19 protein-coding genes are annotated in these 20,183 nt (G+C 65.5%); 5 read left to right on the top strand and 14 right to left on the bottom strand.

The annotated features are described in order from the left end of the window. Nucleotides 1-57: 57 nt before the first annotated feature. The gene (locus ACWRN3_RS09240; RefSeq protein ID WP_224027260.1) at nucleotides 58-525 is read left to right on the top strand and encodes a MarR family winged helix-turn-helix transcriptional regulator; all 468 of its coding nucleotides are present in this window, start codon (nucleotides 58-60) and stop codon (nucleotides 523-525) included. A gap of 1,274 nt (nucleotides 526-1,799) precedes the next feature. Here the strand turns inward: ACWRN3_RS09240 and ACWRN3_RS09235 are convergent. Beyond that, entirely contained in the window at nucleotides 1,800-2,207 is a 408-nt protein-coding gene (locus ACWRN3_RS09235) for an SHOCT domain-containing protein (RefSeq protein WP_255174147.1), read from the bottom strand. A 162-nt stretch (nucleotides 2,208-2,369) separates the two neighbouring features. Here ACWRN3_RS09235 and ACWRN3_RS09230 point away from each other — a divergent pair, with 162 nt between their 5' ends. Continuing rightward, entirely contained in the window at nucleotides 2,370-2,978 is a 609-nt protein-coding gene (locus ACWRN3_RS09230; RefSeq protein WP_324643879.1) for an RNA polymerase sigma factor, read from the top strand. Further along, nucleotides 2,975-3,889 carry a peptidase M56 family protein gene (locus ACWRN3_RS09225; protein ID WP_324643878.1) on the top strand — a complete coding sequence of 305 codons (915 nt, stop codon included), beginning with the start codon at nucleotides 2,975-2,977 and terminating at the stop codon, nucleotides 3,887-3,889. Before ACWRN3_RS09230 ends, ACWRN3_RS09225 begins: the two co-directional genes overlap by 4 nt. A gap of 217 nt (nucleotides 3,890-4,106) precedes the next feature. On the opposite strand, the gene ACWRN3_RS09220 is transcribed toward ACWRN3_RS09225, so the two are convergent. Further along, a complete protein-coding gene (locus tag ACWRN3_RS09220; protein ID WP_476740429.1) occupies nucleotides 4,107-4,616 on the bottom strand; it encodes a DUF4188 domain-containing protein in 510 nt (169 codons plus the stop codon). A gap of 55 nt (nucleotides 4,617-4,671) precedes the next feature. On the opposite strand from ACWRN3_RS09220, the gene ACWRN3_RS09215 reads away from it, so the two are divergent. Then, a complete protein-coding gene (locus ACWRN3_RS09215; RefSeq protein ID WP_324643876.1) occupies nucleotides 4,672-5,247 on the top strand; it encodes a TetR/AcrR family transcriptional regulator in 576 nt (191 codons plus the stop codon). A gap of 255 nt (nucleotides 5,248-5,502) precedes the next feature. Here ACWRN3_RS09215 and ACWRN3_RS09210 read toward each other — a convergent pair whose 3' ends face one another. The 9 genes from ACWRN3_RS09210 to ACWRN3_RS09170 form a co-directional block, all read right to left on the bottom strand. Continuing rightward, nucleotides 5,503-6,240, bottom strand: coding sequence for a Pr6Pr family membrane protein (locus tag ACWRN3_RS09210; RefSeq protein WP_476740428.1), 738 nt, complete (start codon nucleotides 6,238-6,240; stop codon nucleotides 5,503-5,505). 148 nt (nucleotides 6,241-6,388) lie between these two features. Continuing rightward, complete coding sequence (locus ACWRN3_RS09205) at nucleotides 6,389-7,213, bottom strand: class I SAM-dependent methyltransferase (RefSeq protein ID WP_476740427.1); 825 nt, start codon at nucleotides 7,211-7,213, stop codon at nucleotides 6,389-6,391. Between the two features lie 47 nt (nucleotides 7,214-7,260). Beyond that, nucleotides 7,261-8,490 carry a D-mannonate dehydratase ManD gene (gene manD, locus ACWRN3_RS09200; protein ID WP_476740426.1) on the bottom strand — a complete coding sequence of 410 codons (1,230 nt, stop codon included), beginning with the start codon at nucleotides 8,488-8,490 and terminating at the stop codon, nucleotides 7,261-7,263. Between the two features lie 52 nt (nucleotides 8,491-8,542). Next, the gene (locus ACWRN3_RS09195; RefSeq protein WP_476740425.1) at nucleotides 8,543-9,505 is read right to left on the bottom strand and encodes a sugar kinase; all 963 of its coding nucleotides are present in this window, start codon (nucleotides 9,503-9,505) and stop codon (nucleotides 8,543-8,545) included. Beyond that, nucleotides 9,502-10,179, bottom strand: coding sequence for a bifunctional 4-hydroxy-2-oxoglutarate aldolase/2-dehydro-3-deoxy-phosphogluconate aldolase (locus ACWRN3_RS09190; RefSeq protein ID WP_476740424.1), 678 nt, complete (start codon nucleotides 10,177-10,179; stop codon nucleotides 9,502-9,504). Before ACWRN3_RS09190 ends, ACWRN3_RS09195 begins: the two co-directional genes overlap by 4 nt. A gap of 5 nt (nucleotides 10,180-10,184) precedes the next feature. Further along, nucleotides 10,185-11,333 (bottom strand): galactonate dehydratase, encoded by a 1,149-nt coding sequence (dgoD, locus tag ACWRN3_RS09185; RefSeq protein ID WP_255174137.1) that lies wholly within the window; start codon nucleotides 11,331-11,333, stop codon nucleotides 10,185-10,187. Nucleotides 11,334-11,343: 10 nt separating this feature from the next. After that, nucleotides 11,344-12,216: a carbohydrate ABC transporter permease gene (locus ACWRN3_RS09180; RefSeq protein ID WP_324643871.1), complete on the bottom strand. Its 873-nt coding sequence runs from the start codon at nucleotides 12,214-12,216 to the stop codon at nucleotides 11,344-11,346. Further along, on the bottom strand, nucleotides 12,213-13,166 hold the full coding sequence (locus ACWRN3_RS09175) for a carbohydrate ABC transporter permease (RefSeq protein WP_255174135.1): 954 nt from the start codon (nucleotides 13,164-13,166) through the stop codon (nucleotides 12,213-12,215). The genes ACWRN3_RS09180 and ACWRN3_RS09175 overlap by 4 nt, the downstream gene beginning before the upstream one ends. Before the next feature lie 85 nt (nucleotides 13,167-13,251). After that, nucleotides 13,252-14,550 (bottom strand): ABC transporter substrate-binding protein, encoded by a 1,299-nt coding sequence (locus ACWRN3_RS09170; protein WP_324643870.1) that lies wholly within the window; start codon nucleotides 14,548-14,550, stop codon nucleotides 13,252-13,254. A gap of 137 nt (nucleotides 14,551-14,687) precedes the next feature. Here ACWRN3_RS09170 and ACWRN3_RS09165 point away from each other — a divergent pair, with 137 nt between their 5' ends. Continuing rightward, nucleotides 14,688-15,434 (top strand): FadR/GntR family transcriptional regulator, encoded by a 747-nt coding sequence (locus ACWRN3_RS09165; RefSeq protein ID WP_255174133.1) that lies wholly within the window; start codon nucleotides 14,688-14,690, stop codon nucleotides 15,432-15,434. A gap of 13 nt (nucleotides 15,435-15,447) precedes the next feature. On the opposite strand, the gene ACWRN3_RS09160 is transcribed toward ACWRN3_RS09165, so the two are convergent. From ACWRN3_RS09160 to ACWRN3_RS09150, 3 genes are read right to left on the bottom strand one after another with little or no spacing between them, the layout of a single operon-like run. Further along, complete coding sequence (locus ACWRN3_RS09160; RefSeq protein ID WP_255174132.1) at nucleotides 15,448-16,413, bottom strand: alpha/beta hydrolase; 966 nt, start codon at nucleotides 16,411-16,413, stop codon at nucleotides 15,448-15,450. Beyond that, the gene (locus ACWRN3_RS09155; protein ID WP_255174131.1) at nucleotides 16,410-17,402 is read right to left on the bottom strand and encodes an alpha/beta hydrolase; all 993 of its coding nucleotides are present in this window, start codon (nucleotides 17,400-17,402) and stop codon (nucleotides 16,410-16,412) included. The genes ACWRN3_RS09160 and ACWRN3_RS09155 overlap by 4 nt, the downstream gene beginning before the upstream one ends. Further along, nucleotides 17,399-20,098, bottom strand: a complete 2,700-nt coding sequence (locus ACWRN3_RS09150) for an alpha-L-rhamnosidase (protein WP_476740423.1) — start codon at nucleotides 20,096-20,098, stop codon at nucleotides 17,399-17,401. Before ACWRN3_RS09150 ends, ACWRN3_RS09155 begins: the two co-directional genes overlap by 4 nt. Nucleotides 20,099-20,183 lie beyond the last annotated feature (85 nt).

Raw genomic sequence — 20,183 nt, 5'->3', positions numbered from 1 at the left:
CAATGAAATTACGGATCATTGAAAAAGTCAACGATTGTTTTTTACACCGGAGTTGTGATGGCCACCTTGGGCACCGAAGTTCAGACACCCCGCCTTGCGGCAGCCAGGATCGGCAGTGATGTGGGCCTGCTGCTCGCCAAGCTGCACGCCGCCGGCTCGGTGCTGAACAACAAGGCGTTGGCTGACTTCGGGCTGCGGGAGCGGTCCTTCTCCATCCTGACGCTGGCGTGCAGCGGGCTTGAGCCCACGCAGCGGGAACTGGCAGATTTCCTCAGCCTGGACCCCAGCCAGGTGGTCACCCTTGTGGACGATCTGGAACGCCGCGGCCTCGTGGAACGGGCGCAGGGCAAGCAGGACCGGCGCGCCAAGATCATCGTCTCCACTGCCGAGGGGCGGAAGATGCACGCGAAGGCCCGCACCGCCATGGACGCGGCCGAACTGAACCAGCTGGCCGTGCTGTCCGGGGAGGAGTCGCAGGAACTGAAGCGGCTGCTCCGCAAGGCACTGTGGGGCGCGGCGGAGTAGGCAGCTGCCTGGATTTCCGTTTTTAAGGTTTAGCTACACGAGCTTGGGCAACTCCGTGAACCCGTTCGGGGACCGATGAGACGTTACTCATTCCAAGGGTTCCGACACACTCTGGAGCGTTGCGGTTAGGGCACCTTCACCGTGCATTTCATCGTGCGGGGTAAACGTGCATGTATGGTCAGCAGCGGTTGCGAAACAAGAATCCATGCCTGGCTGCACGGTAAACGACCGCCATACGGGCACAACCCCGGCAAGGAATCTCAACGGTGAACACTTCCGCCCCCCGCACCCAGCGCCGGCGTATCCTGTGGACATGGCCATGGGGGCAGGCAAGAGCGACAACAGATATGAGTGGCAATCATGGCCACCGGATTCCTTAGAGGGAATGCCGCCTAAGCGGAGGCGCTTGGCCGGCTGGGCAATTTTTTGGTTCATTATCCTGGGATCATTGCTGGGGTCCGCCCTAGAGGCATTCGGCGTTCCGGAACCGTGGCGATCCACGCTTGTAGCCGCCGCATTGGCTGCAATGTTTGTTCCCTTGATCCGGGCCGCAGCTTCGGAGGCCCGACAGCTCCGCGCCGAAGGGATTGAACTGCCTTCCTATCGGGTTACCCGCAAGTCATTGATCTCCATGGGCGTCCTCACTGGTGTCCTTTGGATCGCCTTTGCCGTAGTTGCATTCAGCGGGAGGCCCGTCTTCCCGCTAGTGCCAATTGCCGCCACCGCATGGCTGGTTTTCCAAATCCAACGGTGGAGAAAGCCATCAGCCGACGAAACCGCACCTGCGCGTACCGAGACGCCTGACTCGCCGAGCTGACTACATCAACGGCGGCCGGTGAAGGATCCTCCACCGCACGGTGGCCCACGTCGGGGCTCAGCCCGGATCGGTTTGGAGTAAAAAGCAGCTGGGGCATTCCGCTGGAGGCGGGATTATGCTTCCACAATGGGGAACCTGGAAGAACGGAAAGTCCAGCCGCGCTGGATGAATTGGTTATGGCTGGTTGCAGCGATCCCGGTTGGTTCGGGTGTTGCATGGATAGTCAGAAACTTCAGCCCGATAGCTCCCGATGCGTTGGCCGTGCCTGTAGCCTGCGTCGTGGTCTTTGCTATGGCGATAGCCGTTTCCTCTCGCAAGAGCCACAAAAGGTTGAACGGCAACGAGCCCTCCCACCCGTCAGGGTCGCGGCTCGAGTGAATCGCTAGACGGCCTATCCGCCTGGTACAGAGTGGCGCTCGGTAGAGGATCCCTGACCGGGCGGCTTTAGCGTGGACGCTTAGCTTTCGAGTATGCGACGTTTGGCTGCGGAAAATTCTTCTGTGCTGAGGGCGCCCCTCGAATAGAGGTCCGCAAGAAGGGAAAGATCCGCTGCGACCGAGTGCGGGCCGGTGCTTTGATTCTTCGTATGGCGCTTGCCAACCGTGCCAGAAGCAGCCGCCGTGGCCTTCGTTCGGCTCTTTGTCAGTGCGTACAAGACAAGCATGATGGCACCAAGAACCGCTACGGCAATCCCAAGCGGCATGGATAAGTACGAATGGAAGGCTGTCCCTATGATTGCGATGGCTACTCCCGCGCAAACCAAACCGACGCCAGATACCCAGCGGGCTGTCTCACGAAGGGGGTGCTTTCCTTTGAACTCAAACAAGTACCCGTCGGCAGGACTGGGAACCGCGTGCTCGTTCATGTGCTGAAGCCTAGCTTCGACCTGGATCATTGAACATCCCCATTTTTCTGGGAGTCTCACCACCGCAAGTAACCCGATCGATAAGCGGACATGCTCTGTTTCCGCTCTTGAAGCTTTCCTGATCGGGCGAAACCTTTTGGACTTTGCCGGACACTAAAGGGCATGGGGACCATAGATACGGGTGATGAGACGCTGTGGCGCCGGAGCCTTTTGGGACAGGGCGACGCTTTTGGCGACCTGTACGACCGGCACCGCGACAGGGTTTTCCGCCACGCCTACCGGCTGTGCGGAAACCACCACGATTCCGAAGACATCATGGCCGCGGCGTTCCTTGAACTGTGGCGCCGGCGAAAGCACGTCCGAGTGGTCGAGGGATCCATTCTTCCCTGGCTGCTGGTCACGACCACGAACGTTGCGCGAAACCGTGCCCGTGCTGCCGCTCGCTACCAACGGCTTCTGAACTCGCTGCCGCGCAGCCGGGAACCTGACGACGCCAGTGCAGATCCCTACCGCCGATACCAAAACCAGCTGGACAACGACCTGGCACAGGCTTTGGCCAGCTTGACCATTGAGGATCTGCAGCTGGTGAGCCTGGTCGTTTTCGAAGAACACACCATCGCTGCAGCCGCGGCCATCCTGAATCTGACACCGTCAGCAGCGAAATCACGCATGCACCGAGCCAGACAGCGGCTAAGAACCGCCCTGAACGGGGATGCATCAACGAACTCACCCACGGCTGCAACCCCAGTTCTGGAAGGAGAACGGCCATGAATCAGCTCCACGTGGACGACCTCTTCAGTGACGCCCTGCGCACGAAACTCGTGACAGAAGTCGAAAAAATCGCTCCTTCCCGGGCAAAGAAGCGCGCCAGACTCTGGGCTGGAACTGCGGCAGTTGCCGGCATCGGCCTCCTAGGCGGTGTCGGCGCGACCGCCGCCGGCCTGTTTTCAACTCCCGGCTCCTCGCAGGTGACACCCCTGGCATCTCCTGTGACAGAGATACACACAGGAACGGCCACTGTTCAGCTCGGTCACGCACCCGAAGGCGCCACAGGCATCGAACTGCAGCTCAACTGCCTCACTCCTGGGCGCTTTGAATTCGAGGACGGCGCCAACGCCACCTGCAAACCGGAGGACGTTGGAACACGCCAGGACTGGACCGGTTACACGCTGCCTCTCACGGCCGGAAAAGAGAGCATCACCATCACTACGAGCCCCCAAGCCAGCTGGAAACTAACAGCCCAGTACGTCAATACCGAAATTACCGACTGGGCAGTGAACCCCCATGGAGATACCTACGGTGCTGCAAACGAAAACGGAAGCCCCGACCTGGTCGCCGTCATAGCAACAAACGGGACAAGCGGATACGCCTACCGAACCGACCTCGAGGACGCCAACGGAACAACAGCCAGCAAAACGTTCAAGAGCCCCGCGGACGCCCTCGCCTGGCAGGAATCAATCAAGGGCAAAGAGTTCGTCGTCCCCGTCTACGACTCAACGGGCAAAACCGTGGTCGGCGAATTCGTCATCGGCCGCGGAACCGGCACCTCCGGAGTCGTGGGAGAACCGGCACCGGAATGCGCCGGAGTTCCGCCCACACTGGGTCCTGGCGAAACCTACCCCTGCCCCGGCCTGTCGACAACCGAAACCGGACGCCCCGCAATCCCAGTCCCTTCAAAGTAACTGCAAGTACCTGGCATGCCCGTATACCGATCGGCTAACGGGCAGCTAATCAATCCCCTCTTGGGCTGTCCTGTGCGACAAATAGCGTCGCGAAGATACCGCTATTTATCGCCGGATGTCACACAAGGACCCTCAGCTCACGGCGTCCCGAAGAGGTCCATCCGTAACATCTACTCAAAGAGGCGTCGCGTACGTCGCGTACGCACGGACCGGGCATTCAACCCCGCGCCGACGGTCGACCGCCTGGGCCACCTGCCTCCAAACGCTGGCGTGCGGTGTTCAGTCCTGCTCCCACCGGCACATGGCCGGTGGCCGCTGCCAACCCAAAGACCGGCATATCGCTATACATGCTTTCCCTGCCACCCGGAACCGTCTCATAGGTTTCGTGCCATACGCCGACGTCGCCATTGCCGGCTGATTCGCGCATGAACCGGCGCCAGGGCTCAAGGTGCGGCGCCGACCGGTCGGCCGCGAACCGCTGCAAATCCTCCGGGCTTTTCCAGTAGGTGACCATGATGGTGGTCCGCCCGAACCATTGCTGGTAGCCCAGCAAGCCAGCCTCCGGCGTCTTGGCTAGGTAGGCAAGCATTTTGGGCATGGCCGCCCCCACCCGTACCACCTTCCCGAACTTCCACCACCGGTTTGCACGCATCCCGATCAGGAAGACCGTCACGGGGCCACCCCCGGGATCGGCAGTGAAACGTCCTTTGAGCACTTGCTGTGACATGCGCTTCTCCTATCCATAACACTGTTACAAAACATTGTTATGCAATACTTGTCCTATGGCAAGACCCGTAGTCCACGATGAGGCCCTGCGTCGCAGGCTGCTCGACGCCGCAGCCTCCTTGATCAGCCGTGACGGCGTTGCCTCCGTATCGTTGCGCAGTATTGCCGCAACCGCTGGGACTTCGACGACGGCGGTGTACTCGCTCTTCGGGGGCAAGGCGGAATTGCTGACTGCCGTGCTTGACGACGGCTTCGCGTCGTTTGCTGCCTCCCAACAAGCAGCCGGCGCTGCCGGCCTCGAAGCATTGGGCCGGGCTTACCGAACCTGGGCGCTCGAGCATCCCGCCCTCTACGGCTTGATGTTCGGCGGCTCGCTGGCCAGCCAAGTGCCGTGTACGCCGACGCCGGGAGCCACTGAGCCATCGATCGCGCCGCTGTTCGCCGCGGTCGCCGCAGCCCTGCCCGGAGCAGCAGATGATGAGATCGCCTCTATGGTCGGCGTTGTCTGGGGCCAGGTCCACGGGCTGGTGTCACTAGAGCTGGCCGGCGCACCCGCAGCTGGCTGGACGTGGGATGCGGCCTATGATGCCGCCATCCGGCAGATCGGTCGATCTCTTGGACGCTACACGTAATTCCTCAGTATGCGCCGTCGGGGAAATGCCCGATAAAGGTTGGGATGATGGATCATGGGCGCCGCTTCAAGCCGTGAAACAACGTTATTGACACAGTCCTAATCCGTAGGAAGACTGGGCTCCCAATCATCCCCTCCCCCACTGCACTAACACCGCCTCCCTAAACGGTCGTTTTTGGCTATTGAGGATAGGGATCTTCACACGGCAGTTTGCGACGTGGGTGGACCAGCAAATCTCCCGAGCGTGACGACGCATCTAGCCGGCCGGGACTGCCAGCTGGGCAGGGGTTTCCTTTCCGGGTCCGCGGGCGAGACCCACCCGGGCATTGCCGGCGAGGTGCACGAGTATGCCCACCACGAGAAACGCGGCGAGTACCAGGGCACTGGTGGCGAGGACCGCCGGCCAGCCGCCGTCGAGCCCCGGGTTGAGGAAGTCGTAGGGGTACCAGCCGTCGAGGGCACCGCGCACCCAGGAGAAGATTAGGAACACCCCCGGGTAGCAAAGCCAGACGAGGGGCCGCCGCCACTGGCCTCGGACGGTGCGCGTGACCAGGAGCCAGTCGAGCCCCGCGACCAGCGGCGCGATGCGATGGGTCACCATCCACGGCCAGTACATGTCCAGCGTCCACCACGGTTCACCAGGCGGAGCCACGAGCACCACATAAATAATGCCCGTCATCACCAGGTAGAACGCGAGGGCACCGAAGAGGTGATCCCACCACTGCGGCAGCCGCGCACGCGGCCGCGCGACGGACACAAGGAACACGAGCCCGAGGACGAGGTTTGACTGGAACGTGAACTGGGAGATGAGCTGGGGGATATCGACGGAATTGCCGGGCTGGGTGGCGTCATATAGCTCCTGCCCAAGCGCCGCGAGCATGGCAAGTCCGGCGCCGCCGCGTACTAGACGGATCCATAGACGGTCCGGATGCAGCGCCCGGTTGGCGCCCACGTTGCGTTGAACGGGAGGACTCAGCGTCAGCACGTCGCTCATGGCATCAGCGTAGTGTTGCGCCAAACGTAGCCCCAGAGTCCAAAGGACCGGGTTGCCACCGGACGCTGCGTCAGCCACGAGTCGCCTTAGGAAGCACTTGTGCGGCATGAAGTCCCGCGGAAGCTAAGTGGTTCGGACGCTCAGACGATCAAGACGGCTTCGAGCACACGAACATGATGGTCCGGATGCGCCGCTCGGCGAGGTTGGCCACCTGGTTGGCTGTCATCTGCGCGAAATCGTCCCCCAGGAAAGTCGCGAAGGTCACCGGCGGTGGCCCCTCCCTCTGGATCTTGGCGAGCATCCTCTGGAACCAGGCGAGGCTTTCGTCCGACGAGTCGACTTCCGAGACGACGTCAAAACCTGCCGACGGGAGGAGTTCGCGCATCTCTTCCAGGGTCGCGGGAAAGCTTGTCGAGGAGTCGGCGGCCCACGGCACTGGGTAGTGCACCTCGCCGCCTTCCCCCTGCAGGACGTCGTAAACCACGAACCTGCCGCCCGGGCGGAGGACACGGAAAGCTTCCGCATACAGCGCATGCTTGTCGGGGATGTTCATGGCCACATGCATGGTCAGTGCCGCATCCGCTGACCTATCGGGAAGACCGGTGGCTGTGGCGTCCCCAATGCGGAAGCGGGTCCGGCCGGACAGGCCTGTCCACTCAGAGAGTGCCGTCGCTAACTGGCAGAACTCCGGGGTGAGGTCCACCCCTGTGACCGTGCACCCGGTCAACTCGGCGAGGGTCCGCGCGGGCCCGCCCAGTCCGCTGCCGAGGTCGAGCACATGGGAATCGGCGGTGAGGGCGAGTGCTTCGATGATTTCCAGGGTTGCCCTGCGGCCACGGATGTGGAACTCGTCAACAGGCGCGAGGTCGGCCGGCCGCAGCCTCGTACGGTCCACGCCGGCCGCGTCCAAGGCAGAACCGATGGCCCCCACAAGTCCGCCGGGGCCGGTGTAGAACGCCGAAACCTGGTTCATTGCGCCATCCTCACACCGGGCGGCTGCAGGGTCAACGGGAAGCGCGATTACCAGTCATGCACCGTGCCGTCGACGAGGCGGTTGTAGGGCAGGTAGGCCTGCTGGTAGGGGTAGGCTGCTGCGGCTTCTTCGTTGAATTCGACGCCGATCCCGGGCTTGTCGCCCGGGTGCAGGTACCCGTCCACGAAAGTCATGGACTGTTCGAAGACCTCGTTGGTCTTGTCCGAGTGCTGCATGTACTCCTGGATCCCGTAGTTATGGATCGCCAACCCCACGTGCAGCTGCGCCGCGAACCCCACCGGGGAAATGTCGGTGGGGCCGTGGAAGCCGGACTTGATCTGGTACTGCGCGGCGAAGTCCATCACCTTCTTCAGCGGCGATATTCCGCCGAAGTGCGTGGACGCTGCCCGGACGTAGTCGATGAGCTGTTCCTTGATCAGCGTCTGGTAGTCCCACACGGTATTGAAGATCTCCCCGATCGCCAGCGGCGTGGTGGTGTGCTGCCGGACCAGGCGCAGGCCCTCCTGGTTCTCGGCCGGGGTGCAGTCCTCGAGCCAAAACAGGTCATACGGTTCCAGCGCCTTGCCCAGCTTCGCGGCCTGGATCGGCGTCATCCGGTGGTGCCCGTCGTGCAGCAGCGGGATCTCCGGGCCGAACTCGTTCCGGACCGCCTCGAACACGGTCGGCAAATGCCGCAGGTAGGCGCGGGTGTCCCAGTCCTCCTCCACCGGGAACGCACCCCGCCCGGCCGGCTCATAGTCATACCGCTCCCCCGACGCCTGCGCCTGCGCCGCCACACCGTAGACAGCCTTGATGCCGGGGACGGCGGTCTGGATCCGGATCGACTTGTACCCAAGTTCCAAATGCTCCCGGACCGAATCAAACAACGACTCAATATCCGCCCCCGAAGCATGCCCGTACGCCCGCAACCCGTTCCGCGACGCACCACCGAGGAGCTGGTACACCGGCATCCCGGCGAGCTTGCCCTTGATATCCCACAGCGCCATATCGACCGCGGCGATCGCTGCCATCGTCACCGGGCCCCGCCGCCAGTACGAGGACCGGTACAGGAACTGCCACGTGTCCTCGATCCGGTGCGGATCCTTCCCGATCAACAGCTGCGCCACATGCTCCTTCAAATACGCAGCAACAGCCAACTCCCGGCCATTCAACGTGGCATCACCAATACCGGTCACACCATCCTCCGTCGTGATCCGGAGGGTCACAAAGTTCCGGGACGGACTGGTAACAAACACATCGGCGGCAACGATTTTCATGGCTGGCTTTCGGGTTGGAATCTCTAAAGGTCTGGAGTGTGAAGGGCAGGAGTCAGCGCACGGTGCTGCCCCGGGCGGCACCAAGCAGGGCAAGCTCCTCGCGACGCGGCAGCCCCTCCCAGTCGCCGCGCGTGCTGACAGCGAAGGCGCCTGCCAGGATGCCCTGCCGCAGGCGGTCGGCGGTACCGACGCCGTCGAGCAGCGCCGAGAGGTAGCCGGCGGTGAAGGCATCCCCGGCTCCCACGGTGTCCACGCAGGTCACGGCGAGGGCCGGTGCTTCCAGGCGCCCTTCCGCGGTATAAACCGCCGCGCCCGCTGCGCCGCGCTTCACCACCACTTCGCTGACTCCGGCGTCGAGCAGCCGGGCCGCGGCGGAAGCTTCGTCCATAGCCGCCCCGCTCCCCTCGTTCGCCGGGGCAATCAGGTCGAGCTCGTCGTCGGACGCAATGACGATGGTGGCGTGCCTCGCCAGGGGGCCGAGCACCGCGCGCGCCTGTTCCGGGGACCAGAGCTTGCTGCGGTAGTTCACATCGAGGCTGACCACCACACCGTCAGCGGCCGCCCGTTCCGCGGCGTATTCCACGGCGTCGCGGGCTTCCGGGCTGAGCGCTGCGGTGATGCCGGTCAGGTGCAGGATCCGGGCACCGCAATCCAGCGCGGCCGACACGTGCGCACGCGAGATGGTGGCCCCTGCGGACCCCGCGCGGTAGTAGAAGGCCCGGCTGAGGTCTGCGGTGCGCTGCTCCAGGAACATCACGCCGGTGCTGCGCTCCGGGTGGACGCTGTGGTGCAGCTGGACACCCTCGCCCCGGAGCTGCTTGACGATGAACTCGCCGTGCGGGTCCGCGCCCACGGACCCGGCCCAGGCCGCCGTGTGGCCAAGGCGGGCCACGCCGATGGCAACGTTCGATTCCGCCCCGGCCACCTGCATGTTCAGGGTCCCGCCGGAGGCCAGCGGGCCGGTGGACCGGAGCGAGACCATGGACTCGCCGACGGTCAGCAGGTCCACCGTCACGAAGGGGTCCCGGTACGGGCCGCGAATTCGGCAGCGAGGCCCAGGAAACGGCGGGCGCGGTCCCGCATGTCCGAAAGGTCACCGCCCGAGGCCGCCGTGCCGAAGAGCGGTCCCCCCAGCCCGACGGCGATGGCCCCGGCTTCCCAGTACCCGGCGGCTTCGTCAAGGCCCACGCCGCCGACGGCGATGAAGGGGATGTCCGGGAAGGGATCGCGGACTGCCTTCAGGTAGCCGGGGCCGCCGATCGAGGCGGGGAACAGTTTGATGGCGGTGGCGCCGCGTTCCATCGCCTCATAGGCCTCGCTGGGAGTCAAGGCCCCGGCAAGGACGGGGATGCCGGCATTGGCGGCCTCGCTGATCGAGGGGGCCAGGGAGGGGGTGACGATGAACTGGCCGCCCGCTGCGGTGACGTATTCGACGTCGGCCTGGCTGAGGACGGTCCCGGCGCCCACCAGGCAGCCGGCCGGGGCAGCCGCGCGAACCTCGCGGATGGCGTCCAGCGCGTTGGGCGTGGTGAGGGCGATCTCCACGTACTGGAAGCCCTCCTCCATGGCGGCCAGCGCGGCCTTGGCGGCAGCACCGCCGTCGTTCCCGCGGACGATGCCCACGAGGCGCGCCTGCCGGATACCGGCGAGCAGGCCGGCGGAGGTAACAGCTGGGTTCTGGGATGTCATGGGGTTCACCATTCTGCGAAGGATCCGTCGGGGTGGCGCCACACCGGTCCGCGCCAGGCGTGGCCGCGCTTGTCCGCTGCCCGCACCACGGCCTCGTCAATCTCGACGCCCAGTCCGGGCCCGGTGAGCCGCTCGATGTGGCCATCGACGAACTTGAACGGCGTCTTGTCCACCACGTAGTCCAGGACTTCGGCGCCCTGGTTGTAGTGGATCCCGATGCTTTGTTCCTGAATGAGGAAGTTCGGCGTGGCGAAGCCCACCTGCAGGCAGGCTGCGAGCGCCAGGGGGCCCAGCGGGCAGTGCGGCGCCAACTGGACTTCGTACACTTCGGCCAGCGCGGCGATCTTGCGGACCTCCGTGATCCCACCGGCGTGCGACAGGTCCGGCTGAGCCACCGCGATGCCTGCCTGCAGCGCGGGCAGGAATTCCTGCCGGCTGTAGAGCCGCTCCCCCGTGGACACCGGGGTGGTGGTGGATGAGGTGAATTCGCGGAGCAGGTGGGTGTTTTCCGGGACCACCGGCTCCTCGAGGAAGAAGGGCCGGAACGGCTCCAGCAGGGGTGCCACCCGCCTGGCGTTGGCCAGGCTGAAGCGGCCGTGGAAATCGACGGCGACGTCCCGGTGGTCGCCCAGCACCTGGCGGGCTGCCGCGACACGGCGGATGACGCCGTCGATCTCTGCCACCGACGCCACCGGGCTCATCCGGCCGCTGGCGTTCATTTTGACGGCGGTGAGGCCCACCTCCAGCTGGGCGCTGATCTGGTCGGCCACCTCGTTGGGCTCGTCGCCGCCCACCCAGCCGTACATCCGGATCCGGTCGCGGACGTGGCCGCCCAGGAGCTGGTGCACCGGGGTGTTGAAGTGCTTGCCGGCGATGTCCCACAGCGCCTGGTCCAGGCCGGAGACGGCGCTGGCCAGGATGGGCCCGCCGCGGTAGAAGGACCCTTTGGTCATGACCTGCCAGTGGTCTTCGATCCGGAGGGCATCCCTGCCGATGAGCAGCTCCGAGAGCTGTCCGACGGCGGCGCGCACAGTTTCGCTGCGGCCCTCGCAGGTGGCCTCGCCCCACCCCACGATGCCGCTGTCGGTTTCGATCCGGACAAAGAGCCAGCGGGGGGCAATGAGGAATGTTTCGATCCGGCTGATGACGGTCACGCGGCGGTTCCTAACCCTTGGTGGCGCCGGCGGTCAGGCCGGAGACGATGTACTTCTGCGTGAAGAGCGCAATGATCATGATGGGGATTGTCACGACCGTCGCCGCGGCCATCAGCCCGCCCCAGTCGATGCTGGCGTAGGAGACGAAGTCGAAGATCGCCACCGGCAGGGTCTTGGTCTTGGCGCCCGATAGCACCAGGGCGAACATGAAGTTGTTCCAGGAGAAGATGAAGGACAGGATTCCGGCGGTGGCGATGCCGGCCACGGCCAGCGGCAACGTGATCCGGCGGAACGCACCGATGGGCGTAAGCCCATCCACCTCGGCCGATTCCTCCAGTTCCAGCGGAAGTGAATCGAAGTAGCTCATCATGATGTAGACGATCAGGGGCAGGGCGACGAACATGTGGCTGAGGATCAGCACTTCGAAGCTGCCCACCATCCGCAGGTTGGAGAAGACGTAGTACCAGGGCACCAGGAGCGAGACGCCCGGGATAACCCGTGCCATCAGGACCACCAAGGCGGAGCGGTGCATGGTGAAGCGGCTCATCGCGTACGCCGCGGGGACGCCGAGGACGATCGACAGTGCCGTGGAGACAAAGGCCACCCAGAAGCTGTTGAAGATGAAGACGAAGTAGTTGTTGCGCTGGAGCACGTTGGCGTAGTTCTCGAACGTGGGCGAGAACACCACCGCCTTGGCAGTGTCATAGATGTCCACGTTGGTCTTGAGGGACGCCAGCAGCATCCAGAACAGCGGGGCGAGCAGGAACAGCACCACAACGATCAGGGCGACAACCCGGAACACCTTGTAGGCGCGGGTGGCCAGCGGCTTGCGCCGCCGTGGCGTCCGCTTGGCAGCGGTGGTGGAATCTGTCACGACGGTCATTTGCTTACCGCTTTCTTGCGCATGGTCAGCAGCCACATGATGCCGATGATGATCATGAAGAACAGGATCAACACGGCGGAGGAGAGCCCGTACTGGTTGTAGTCGAAGCTCAGCCCGTACGCGTAGACGTTCAGGGTCTCCACTTCGTGGAACGAGCCGCCGCCTTTGCCCTTGGTGGCGTACAGGATGTCGAAGGTCTTCAGGGCGTCGATGCCCCGCAGCAGGATGGCGACGATAACGGTGGGCATCATCAGCGGGAGGGTGATGAAGAAGAACCGCTGGAAGGCGTTTGCGCCGTCCACGCGGGCAGCTTCATCCGGCTCGTCCGACAGCGAGGTCAGGCCGGCGAGCAGGATCAGTACCACCATGGGCGTCCACTGCCATACGTCCATGAAGATGGTGGTGCCCAGGGCGGTGTCCTGCCCGGACAGCCACGGCTGGGGCGGAATGCCGATTGCGCCCAAGAGCTGGTTGGCGAAGCCGATGTTGGGATCGAAGATCAGCCGCCACATCATGCCGACGGCCACGGGCGTGGCCACCAGCGGCAGCAGGATGGCCACCCGTACCCACTTTTCCCCGCGGAAGGGCCGCCACAGGAGCAGCGCGATGCCCATGCCGAGGACTACCTCGAAGGCAAGTGCCAGGCCGGTGAAGGACAGTGTGCGGCCCACCGCCGGCCAGAACCGCTCCAGGTCCGTCAGGACGGTGAGGTAGTTCTGCAGCCCGATGAAGTCGGTGGCGGCGCGGACGGAGCCCTGGGAGTCGGTAAGGCTCAGGTACACGGTCCAGGCCAGGGGGAAGATGATCAGGACGCCGACAAAGATCATGGCCGGTGCGGCGAAGAGCCATTTGCGGTGCCGGTTGGCCCAGGCGGAAAAGCTCCCCCCTGCGCCCTTGCGGCCACTGGCCTTGCGGGTGCCGGCGCTGCGGGGAGGGTTCAAAACAGACATGGTTCACCTAAAAAGTTGGGGGTGAAGTGGGGCCGCGCCGGGACGGGGGGTTGCTGCCCGTCCCGGCGGGCTGATGACGAAGGCGCTACTTCTTTTCGCTGTCCAGGAAGGTCTGGAAAGCGGTCTGGGCCTCGTTGGCAGCGGCGGCAGTGTCCGCGCCGGTGATGCTGGCAACAATGGGCCCGCCCACGATTTCGCGTGCCTTGCCGACGGTGATTACTTCGGGGCGGTCGTGTCCGACGCCGTTCTTGGCGCTGGCGGCAATGGCGTCAGCAAGGTCCTTGGGGTAGGTGGAGGTTCCGTCCGGGTTGGACCAGACCGAGGTACGCGGGCCCGGGACGCCGGCCTTCTGGGCTGCCAGGGTGCGCTCCTTGCTGGTGGCCCACTGGATGAACTTCCAGGCGTTGTCCTGGTTGCTGGAGTTTTGGTTGACGCCAAGGGCCCAGGAAGGGATGTTGTACGGCTTGCTTCCGGCGGGGCCGGCGGGCAGCGGCGCAAAACCTACCTTGTCCGCAACCTTGGACTTAGCCGGGTCGGTGGCGTTCTTGTACAGGGAGTCAGCCTCGGTGTAGAAGGCGGCACCGCCCTGCGTGAAGATTGCCATTGCCTCCGGCCAGCTCATGTCGGTGCTGACGTTGGCGGGGCCGTAGTTACGGATCAGGCCGCCGTAGTAGGCGTAGGCCTTCTTGGCTGCATCGGTGTTGACGGCAGCCTTGCCGCTCGAGTCGATGAAATCACCGCCGAAGCTGTACAGGAAGCTGGAGAACTGCGTCACGGCAGTGGACTTGCCGGTGCGGGCAACGAAGCCTGCAGTGTCAGGCGAAGAAGCCTTGATGGCCTTGGCTGCGGCTTCAAGCTCCTCCATGGTCTTGGGGACCTGGAGCCCTGCGGCCTGCAGCAGGTCCTTGCGGTAGTAGAGGACTTCGCGTTCGGTGATGATCGGCACGCCAACTACCTTGCCGTCGGCTGTGGTGGCCTTGACCGGGCCTTCCTGGTAATCCTTCCAGTCCCAGCTGGAGTCGGAGGACACCTTGCTGGTCAGGTCCGCCAGGTACCCGTTCTTGGCGAAGGCCTTGCCTTCCTGCAGCGGGCGGTACATCATGACGTCGACTTCGTCGCTGCCCGCGTTGAGCTTGACGTTGTACTGGTCCGAGAGCTGGTCTTCGCCGAGCTGGGTCAGTTCGACCTTGAGCCCGCTGGACTTTTCGAACTCCGGAATGGCGGCCTTGATGCCTTCGGTCCACACGTGGTTGGCGAGGGTGACGCGGACGGTGCCGGACTCTTTCGCCTGGTCGCTGCCGCCACCGCCGCCGCTGCAGGCGGTGAGCCCCAGCGACATCGCCGCGGCCACGGCCGCGTACTTCACAATTGAACGCCGCTTCATTACGACTCCCTTTGCCTTTAGGCCCGCATCAGCGCGGGCTGGTTACAAACGCCTCGTTACGTCTGCTCTGTTCAGCGAGCATAGACAAATAAGGCAGACATATACAAGACCTTGCTATGCCCCCATATGATTTATTCATGACCATCCCAAAGGCGGCGTTGTCCCCTGACCTGCATTCATCGCTGGTCGAGAACCTGGGGCTCGCCATTGCCGAGGGAACGCTGGCACCGAACTCCATCCTGCGGCTGGACGAGCTGGAGGCGCAGCACAAGGTGTCGCGGTCCGTGATCCGGGAGGCCACCCGGGTCCTGTCGTCCATGGGCATGCTCGAGTCCCGCCGGCGTCTCGGGACAGTGGTGCAGCCTGAGGCCAGCTGGAACCTCTACGACCCCCAGGTGATCCGGTGGCGGCTGGCCTCGGCCAAGCGGCTGGAGCAGCTGCAGGCCCTTAACGAGCTGCGCGGCGCCATTGAGCCGCAGGCCGCCCGCCTGGCCGCCGAACGCGCCTCACTGGACCAGGCCAGCGACCTTGTCTCCATGGCCGCCAGGCTGTGGGCGGCCGGGCAGCGGGGAGACCAGGACGATTTCCTGCGACTGGATATCGAGTTCCATGCAGCGGTCCTCGACGCCTCCGGCAACCTCATGTTTTCGCAGCTGCATAAACTCGTGGCGGAGGTGCTGGCGGGCCGGACCCAGCACGGCCTGATGCCCCACCTTCCGGACCATGAAGCACTGCAGATGCATGTGGACGTGGCCAGTGCGATCCAGCGGGGCCAGGCGGCCGCGGCGCACGCGGCCATGAGCAGGATCGTGGAGCAGTCCACCGAGGAAATGGGCGACATCTGGTCCAGCAGCCACCAGGAGGAAAGTTCCGGGCAGCCCTGACCCGCCTCCGCGATTAAGGCCTCCGCACCGCCGCCAGCTCGCCCGCCAGGAAGTCCAGGGCCGCCTGGCCCTCCGGCAGCCCGGCCGTGTGGTTGAGGTGGCCGTGTACTGCGCCCTCGGCAAGGAAGTAGGACACCGGAACCCCTGCCCGCTCCAATGCCGAGGCAAACTGCTCGGTTGAGCCGCGGGCGTCGTCGTACTCGCAGGCAAGCAAAGCGGTGGGCGGAAGTCCGGCAGGATCCGCGTAGCCGGGCATGGCATAGGACGGTGCCATGCTGACCGGACCGCCCACGTAGTTCTCCGCCGTCCGGATGCAGTCCTCCAGCGTGAACCGCAGGTGCCGCGGCAGCCCGGCCATAACCTCTTCGTCCAGTCCTCCCGCCGGCGGCGGGAGTTCGGCATCCAGGAAGGGATAGGCCAGCAGGAGTTTCGCGGGCAGTGGCTTGCCGGCGTCGATCAGGTAGAGCGCGGCGCCCACGGCGAGGTTGCCGCCGGCACCGGCACCGCCCAGGCAGAGCAGGTCCGGATCCAGGCGCAGTGATTCGGCGTTCTTCCGCGCCCAGAACCAACCGGCCAGGGCGTCATCATGCGGGATGGGAAAGGACACGCCATTACGCGCCAGGCGGTAGTCCACGGACAGCACCGGCGTCCCCTGGGCCGCGAGCACCCGTGCCAGGTAATCCGATTCGGGGATGTCCACGCTCCCGCTGACGAAGCCGCCGCCGTGCAGCCACACCAGGGCAGGGCTGCCGGCAGCGGCGGCCTCCCCGTAGATCCGGATGGCCACCGGCCCGTGCCGGCCATCCGCCGTCACCGTGCGGATGGGAACGTCGGGCCCGGGCGAACGCACGGCGTCCGGGTTGAGGAACTTCGGGCCTTCCGGCGTGGCCAGGTACTCCGCGAAACCGGCCGCGGTCTCCCCCTGGGCGCTCCGGGAGAGCCCCGGGGACCCTGCGGCTGGTTCTGTCCGGGATGTCATGGAGTTCCCAGCTTCCGTGAAAAGTAATCGACGGCGGCGGCCAGGATGGTGTCCAGCTGGTCCTCGGCGCCGAAGAAGCAGTGGTCGCCGCCCTTGATGGTCACCACCTCATGTTCCACGTTGGCCTTGGCGAGCGCGGCGGCCAGGAGGTCGGTCTGCGAGTGCGGGACCAAGCCATCCGAATCGCCGTGGACCAGGAGGAACGGTGCGGCGTCAGCCGTCACGTAGCTGACGGGACTGGCCGCGGCCAGCAGTTCGGGATCATCCGAGCCGCCCACCAGCATGTTCTCCGGCTGCAATGACCTTCCGGGCGGGACAGCGGCGGTCAGGGCCGGGGGAAAGAGTTCGTCAGGAATGTTGATGGGCGGGATGTCCACCAGCGAGGAAACGCCGTAGAAATCGACGACGGCGCTGACGCTGCTTGGGTGCCCCTGCACACCGAGACCGCCATCCAGGTCGCCGCGGTTGCCGGTGAGTCCCAAGAGCGCCACCAGATGGCCGCCGGCGGATTCGCCCCAGGCGCCAAACCGGTCCGGGTCGATGTTCAGGTCACCGGCGAATTCACGGAGGTAGCGGACCGCGGCCTTGATGTCGTGGAGCTGTGCCGGGAACGGGGCTTCCAGGGAGTGCCGGTAGTCCACCGTGGCGCAGGCAATGCCGGCCTGGTTAAGCAGCCGGAACACGGAGTCGGGCGCGAAGGTGGGCGGCAGTTCCCGGCGGTCGCCCAGCTGGAACGCGCCGCCGTGCACCCAGAGGACCAGCGGCGTGGGCCCGGTTGCGTTGCGGGGCAGCCAGATGTCCAGCTTCAGCGGCCGGAACCCGATGGCCTTGGCGTAGGTGAGCTCACGGTGCACCGATGAGGCGTCCGAGACGTGCTCAGGGGTTCCCGGCGCATCGAAGACGGGCATCGGCGGAACCTCCCTGCCTCCAGGCCGGGAAGTTTCAGGGCGCGACGGGTCCATTACGTCGGTAGCGTTGTCCACTGTCATAGTGTGCTCCTCATCAGTTCAGGTTGTGCGGTGTCCCGGCCGGTTGCGGCAAGGAAAGTATGGTGTCCGGGCCCGACGACGGCGGCCGGTTCACCGGGCAGCCTTACCTCCGCGGTGGTGCCGGAGGGGATCGTGGCGGTGAGCGTCAGCACGGCGCCGTCGGTAGCCCAACGCACTTCGATCAGGCCGCGCGGCCCCTGGTGGGAGGTGGTGGCGGAGGTGATGCCGGCCCCCGGCCGGGGCTCGATGACGATCCGTTCCCAGCCCGCACTGCCGTGGGCCTGCCGAAGCCCGGCGGTATACCGGTGCAGGAAGGACACCACCGCGCCCTTGCTGTAGTGGTTGAGCGACTGGTGCGGGATGCCGTCCGCGTCGATGCCGTTCCACAGTTCCCACACGGTGGTGGTGCCACGGTCCACCATGGCGAGCCAGGACGGTTCGGAGTCCTGCATAAGCAGTTTGTAGGCCAAGTCCAGTTCGCCGTTGTCCGCCAGGACGGGCAGCAGGTAGGGCGTGGCCAGGAAGCCCGTGCCCAGGTGCGTGCCGGCGTCCCGGATCAGTCCTGCGAGCTGCGCGGTCACGGTGGCGCGGTGTTCCGGGCTGACCAGGTCAAAGGCCAGGGCGCGGACGCAGTTGGCCTGGCTGGCTTGGGTCACGTGGCCGTCTGCGTGAAGGTATTCCGTTTCCCAGGCGTTCCCGATGTTCGCCGAGAGTTCCGCCAACGCAACGGCTGCCCCGGCGAACCCCAGCACCCTGGCGATGCGTGCCATCAAGTCCGTGGTGTGCCGGTAGTAGGCGGTTGCCACGATGCCGTTGTCCGCGGTGCGGGCGGCAAACAGGTCCGGTTCGGGGCCGTCCGGTTCCATCCATTCGCCGAAGTGGAAGCCGGTGTCCCACAGGTACTTTTCGTGGGCGGCCGGAAGGGGCGCCTGCGCTGCGCGGGCTGCGTGCCGCTGGGTTTCCGCGGCGGTCCGGACGAAGCCCAGCCAGCGCTGCATCGCGTCCCAGTTTTCGGCGAGAATGGCGGCGTCGCCGGTGGCCCGGTAGGCCTCCCACGGCACCATGACGATCGCGTCACCCCAGCCGGCCGACCCATTGGTGAATGCCATGAACTCAGCCGAGGTGACAGCAGGCCCGGGCGAAGGCGAAATGTTGGCGATGACGCCGTTCTCCCACTGATCGGCTCGGACGTCGCGGAGCCATTTCCGGGAGAATCCGGTCACGTCGTAGAGGTAGGCGGCGGTGGGGACAAACAATTGCCAGTCACCGGTCCAGCCGGCCTTTTCGCGCTGCGGGCAGTCGGTGGGGACCTCGCAGGAGTTACCCAGAAAGCTCCATTCCACGATGTTGTGGAGCCTGTTCAGCCGCTCATCACTGCAGCTGAAGGTACCGATGCGCTCCAGGTCGGTCCGGACCAGGCAGCCGGTGATGTCGTCGGATTGCAGATTCTCCCGCAGGCCCTGGACGGAGACGAACTGGAACCCGTGCGTGGTGTGCCGGGGCTCGAAGACCTCGCCCGGGGCGCCGGAGGCGATGACGGTGTCTACCTGGCCGGCATCAAGGAAGGCACCGGGCGTCCGGAAGTCGAGGGGGCGCAGGTGGTCCCGGGTGACGTCGCCGTCCGGGCCAAGCGCCTCGCCGTATTCCAGCGTGACGGTTTCGCCCGGGGCACCCAACTGAGACAGCCGGACCCAGCCGTGGATGTTCCGGCCGAAGTCCACCACCTGGCGGCCGTTGGACAGGCGGGTGATGGATACCGGCGCCAGTTCCCGGGTCACGCGGGCGGGAGGGGCGAGGGGCCCGGTGAGCTCCGTAAAGCCGCCGGGACGGACGACGGCGGGACGCACCCCGGGTGACGTGACTGCGGACAGTGCGCTCCCGCCGTCGTGCATCCGGAAGTCAACCCGCTGGCCCGCCATGAGGTCGGCGCTGGTGATCTCCGTTGCGGACACCAGCCAGGAGCCGTCGGTGCCGATGGTCTGCCGGCCGGCAGCTGACTCCACCTCGAGCTGCGCCAGGAAGGCTGTGCGCGTGCCGTACATGCCGGCGTCGCGCGTGTACCCGAAGGTGCCGCGGTACCAGCCGTCGGTGAGGACGGCGCGGACGGTGTTGCTGCCCCCGCGGAGCAGGTCCGTGACGTCGTGGGCCTGGACCTGGAGCGTGGTGTTGTAGCTGGTGGAGCCGGGGGTGAGCTGCTGGTCGCCCACGCGGCGGCCGTTGATGAAGAGTTCGTAGATGCCGTGGGCGGTGGCGTACGCGCGGGCCTTCTGCGGGGCTGCCTCGAGCGTGAAGGTTTTGGTGAAGGCGTAGCCGGGGCGTTCCCCCGCCGCCGGGATCTCCGGTTCGTCAGCGCCGATCCACTGCGCTGTCCAGTCGGTGGCATGCAGGAGACCCAGTTCAACCGGCATCGGCTGGGACCAACCGGTCGCTGTTTCGGCGCCGTCTTCGCCGGTGTTCCAAGTGCGGACGCGCCACTCGAACCGGCTGCGGGAGTCCAGCGCGGGGCCGGTGTAGGGGATGCCGCTGCACGCGGCTGACTCCTGCCGGCCCGTGTCCCAGCCGTTGCCGGCGGTGATCCGGTAGGCCGTCTGGCTGTTGGTGCCGGCGGGCGGCGTCCAGCCCAGCCGGGGTGCGGTGACGGTCAGGCCCAGCGCCTCAGGCAGGTGTTCGGCCCGAAGCCGGGTGGGGGCGCTCATGCGGCGGGACTCCTGAAGTGCGGTTGCTGGGAGTTCCAGCATCGCGTTCCGTCATTTCCCCTCGACAGGGAGCTTCCAATGGTTG

Source organism: Pseudarthrobacter sp. rb (assembly GCF_056389225.1).
Note: the sequence above shows the minus strand (reverse complement) of the source record. Positions and strands in the feature narration are given on the sequence as shown.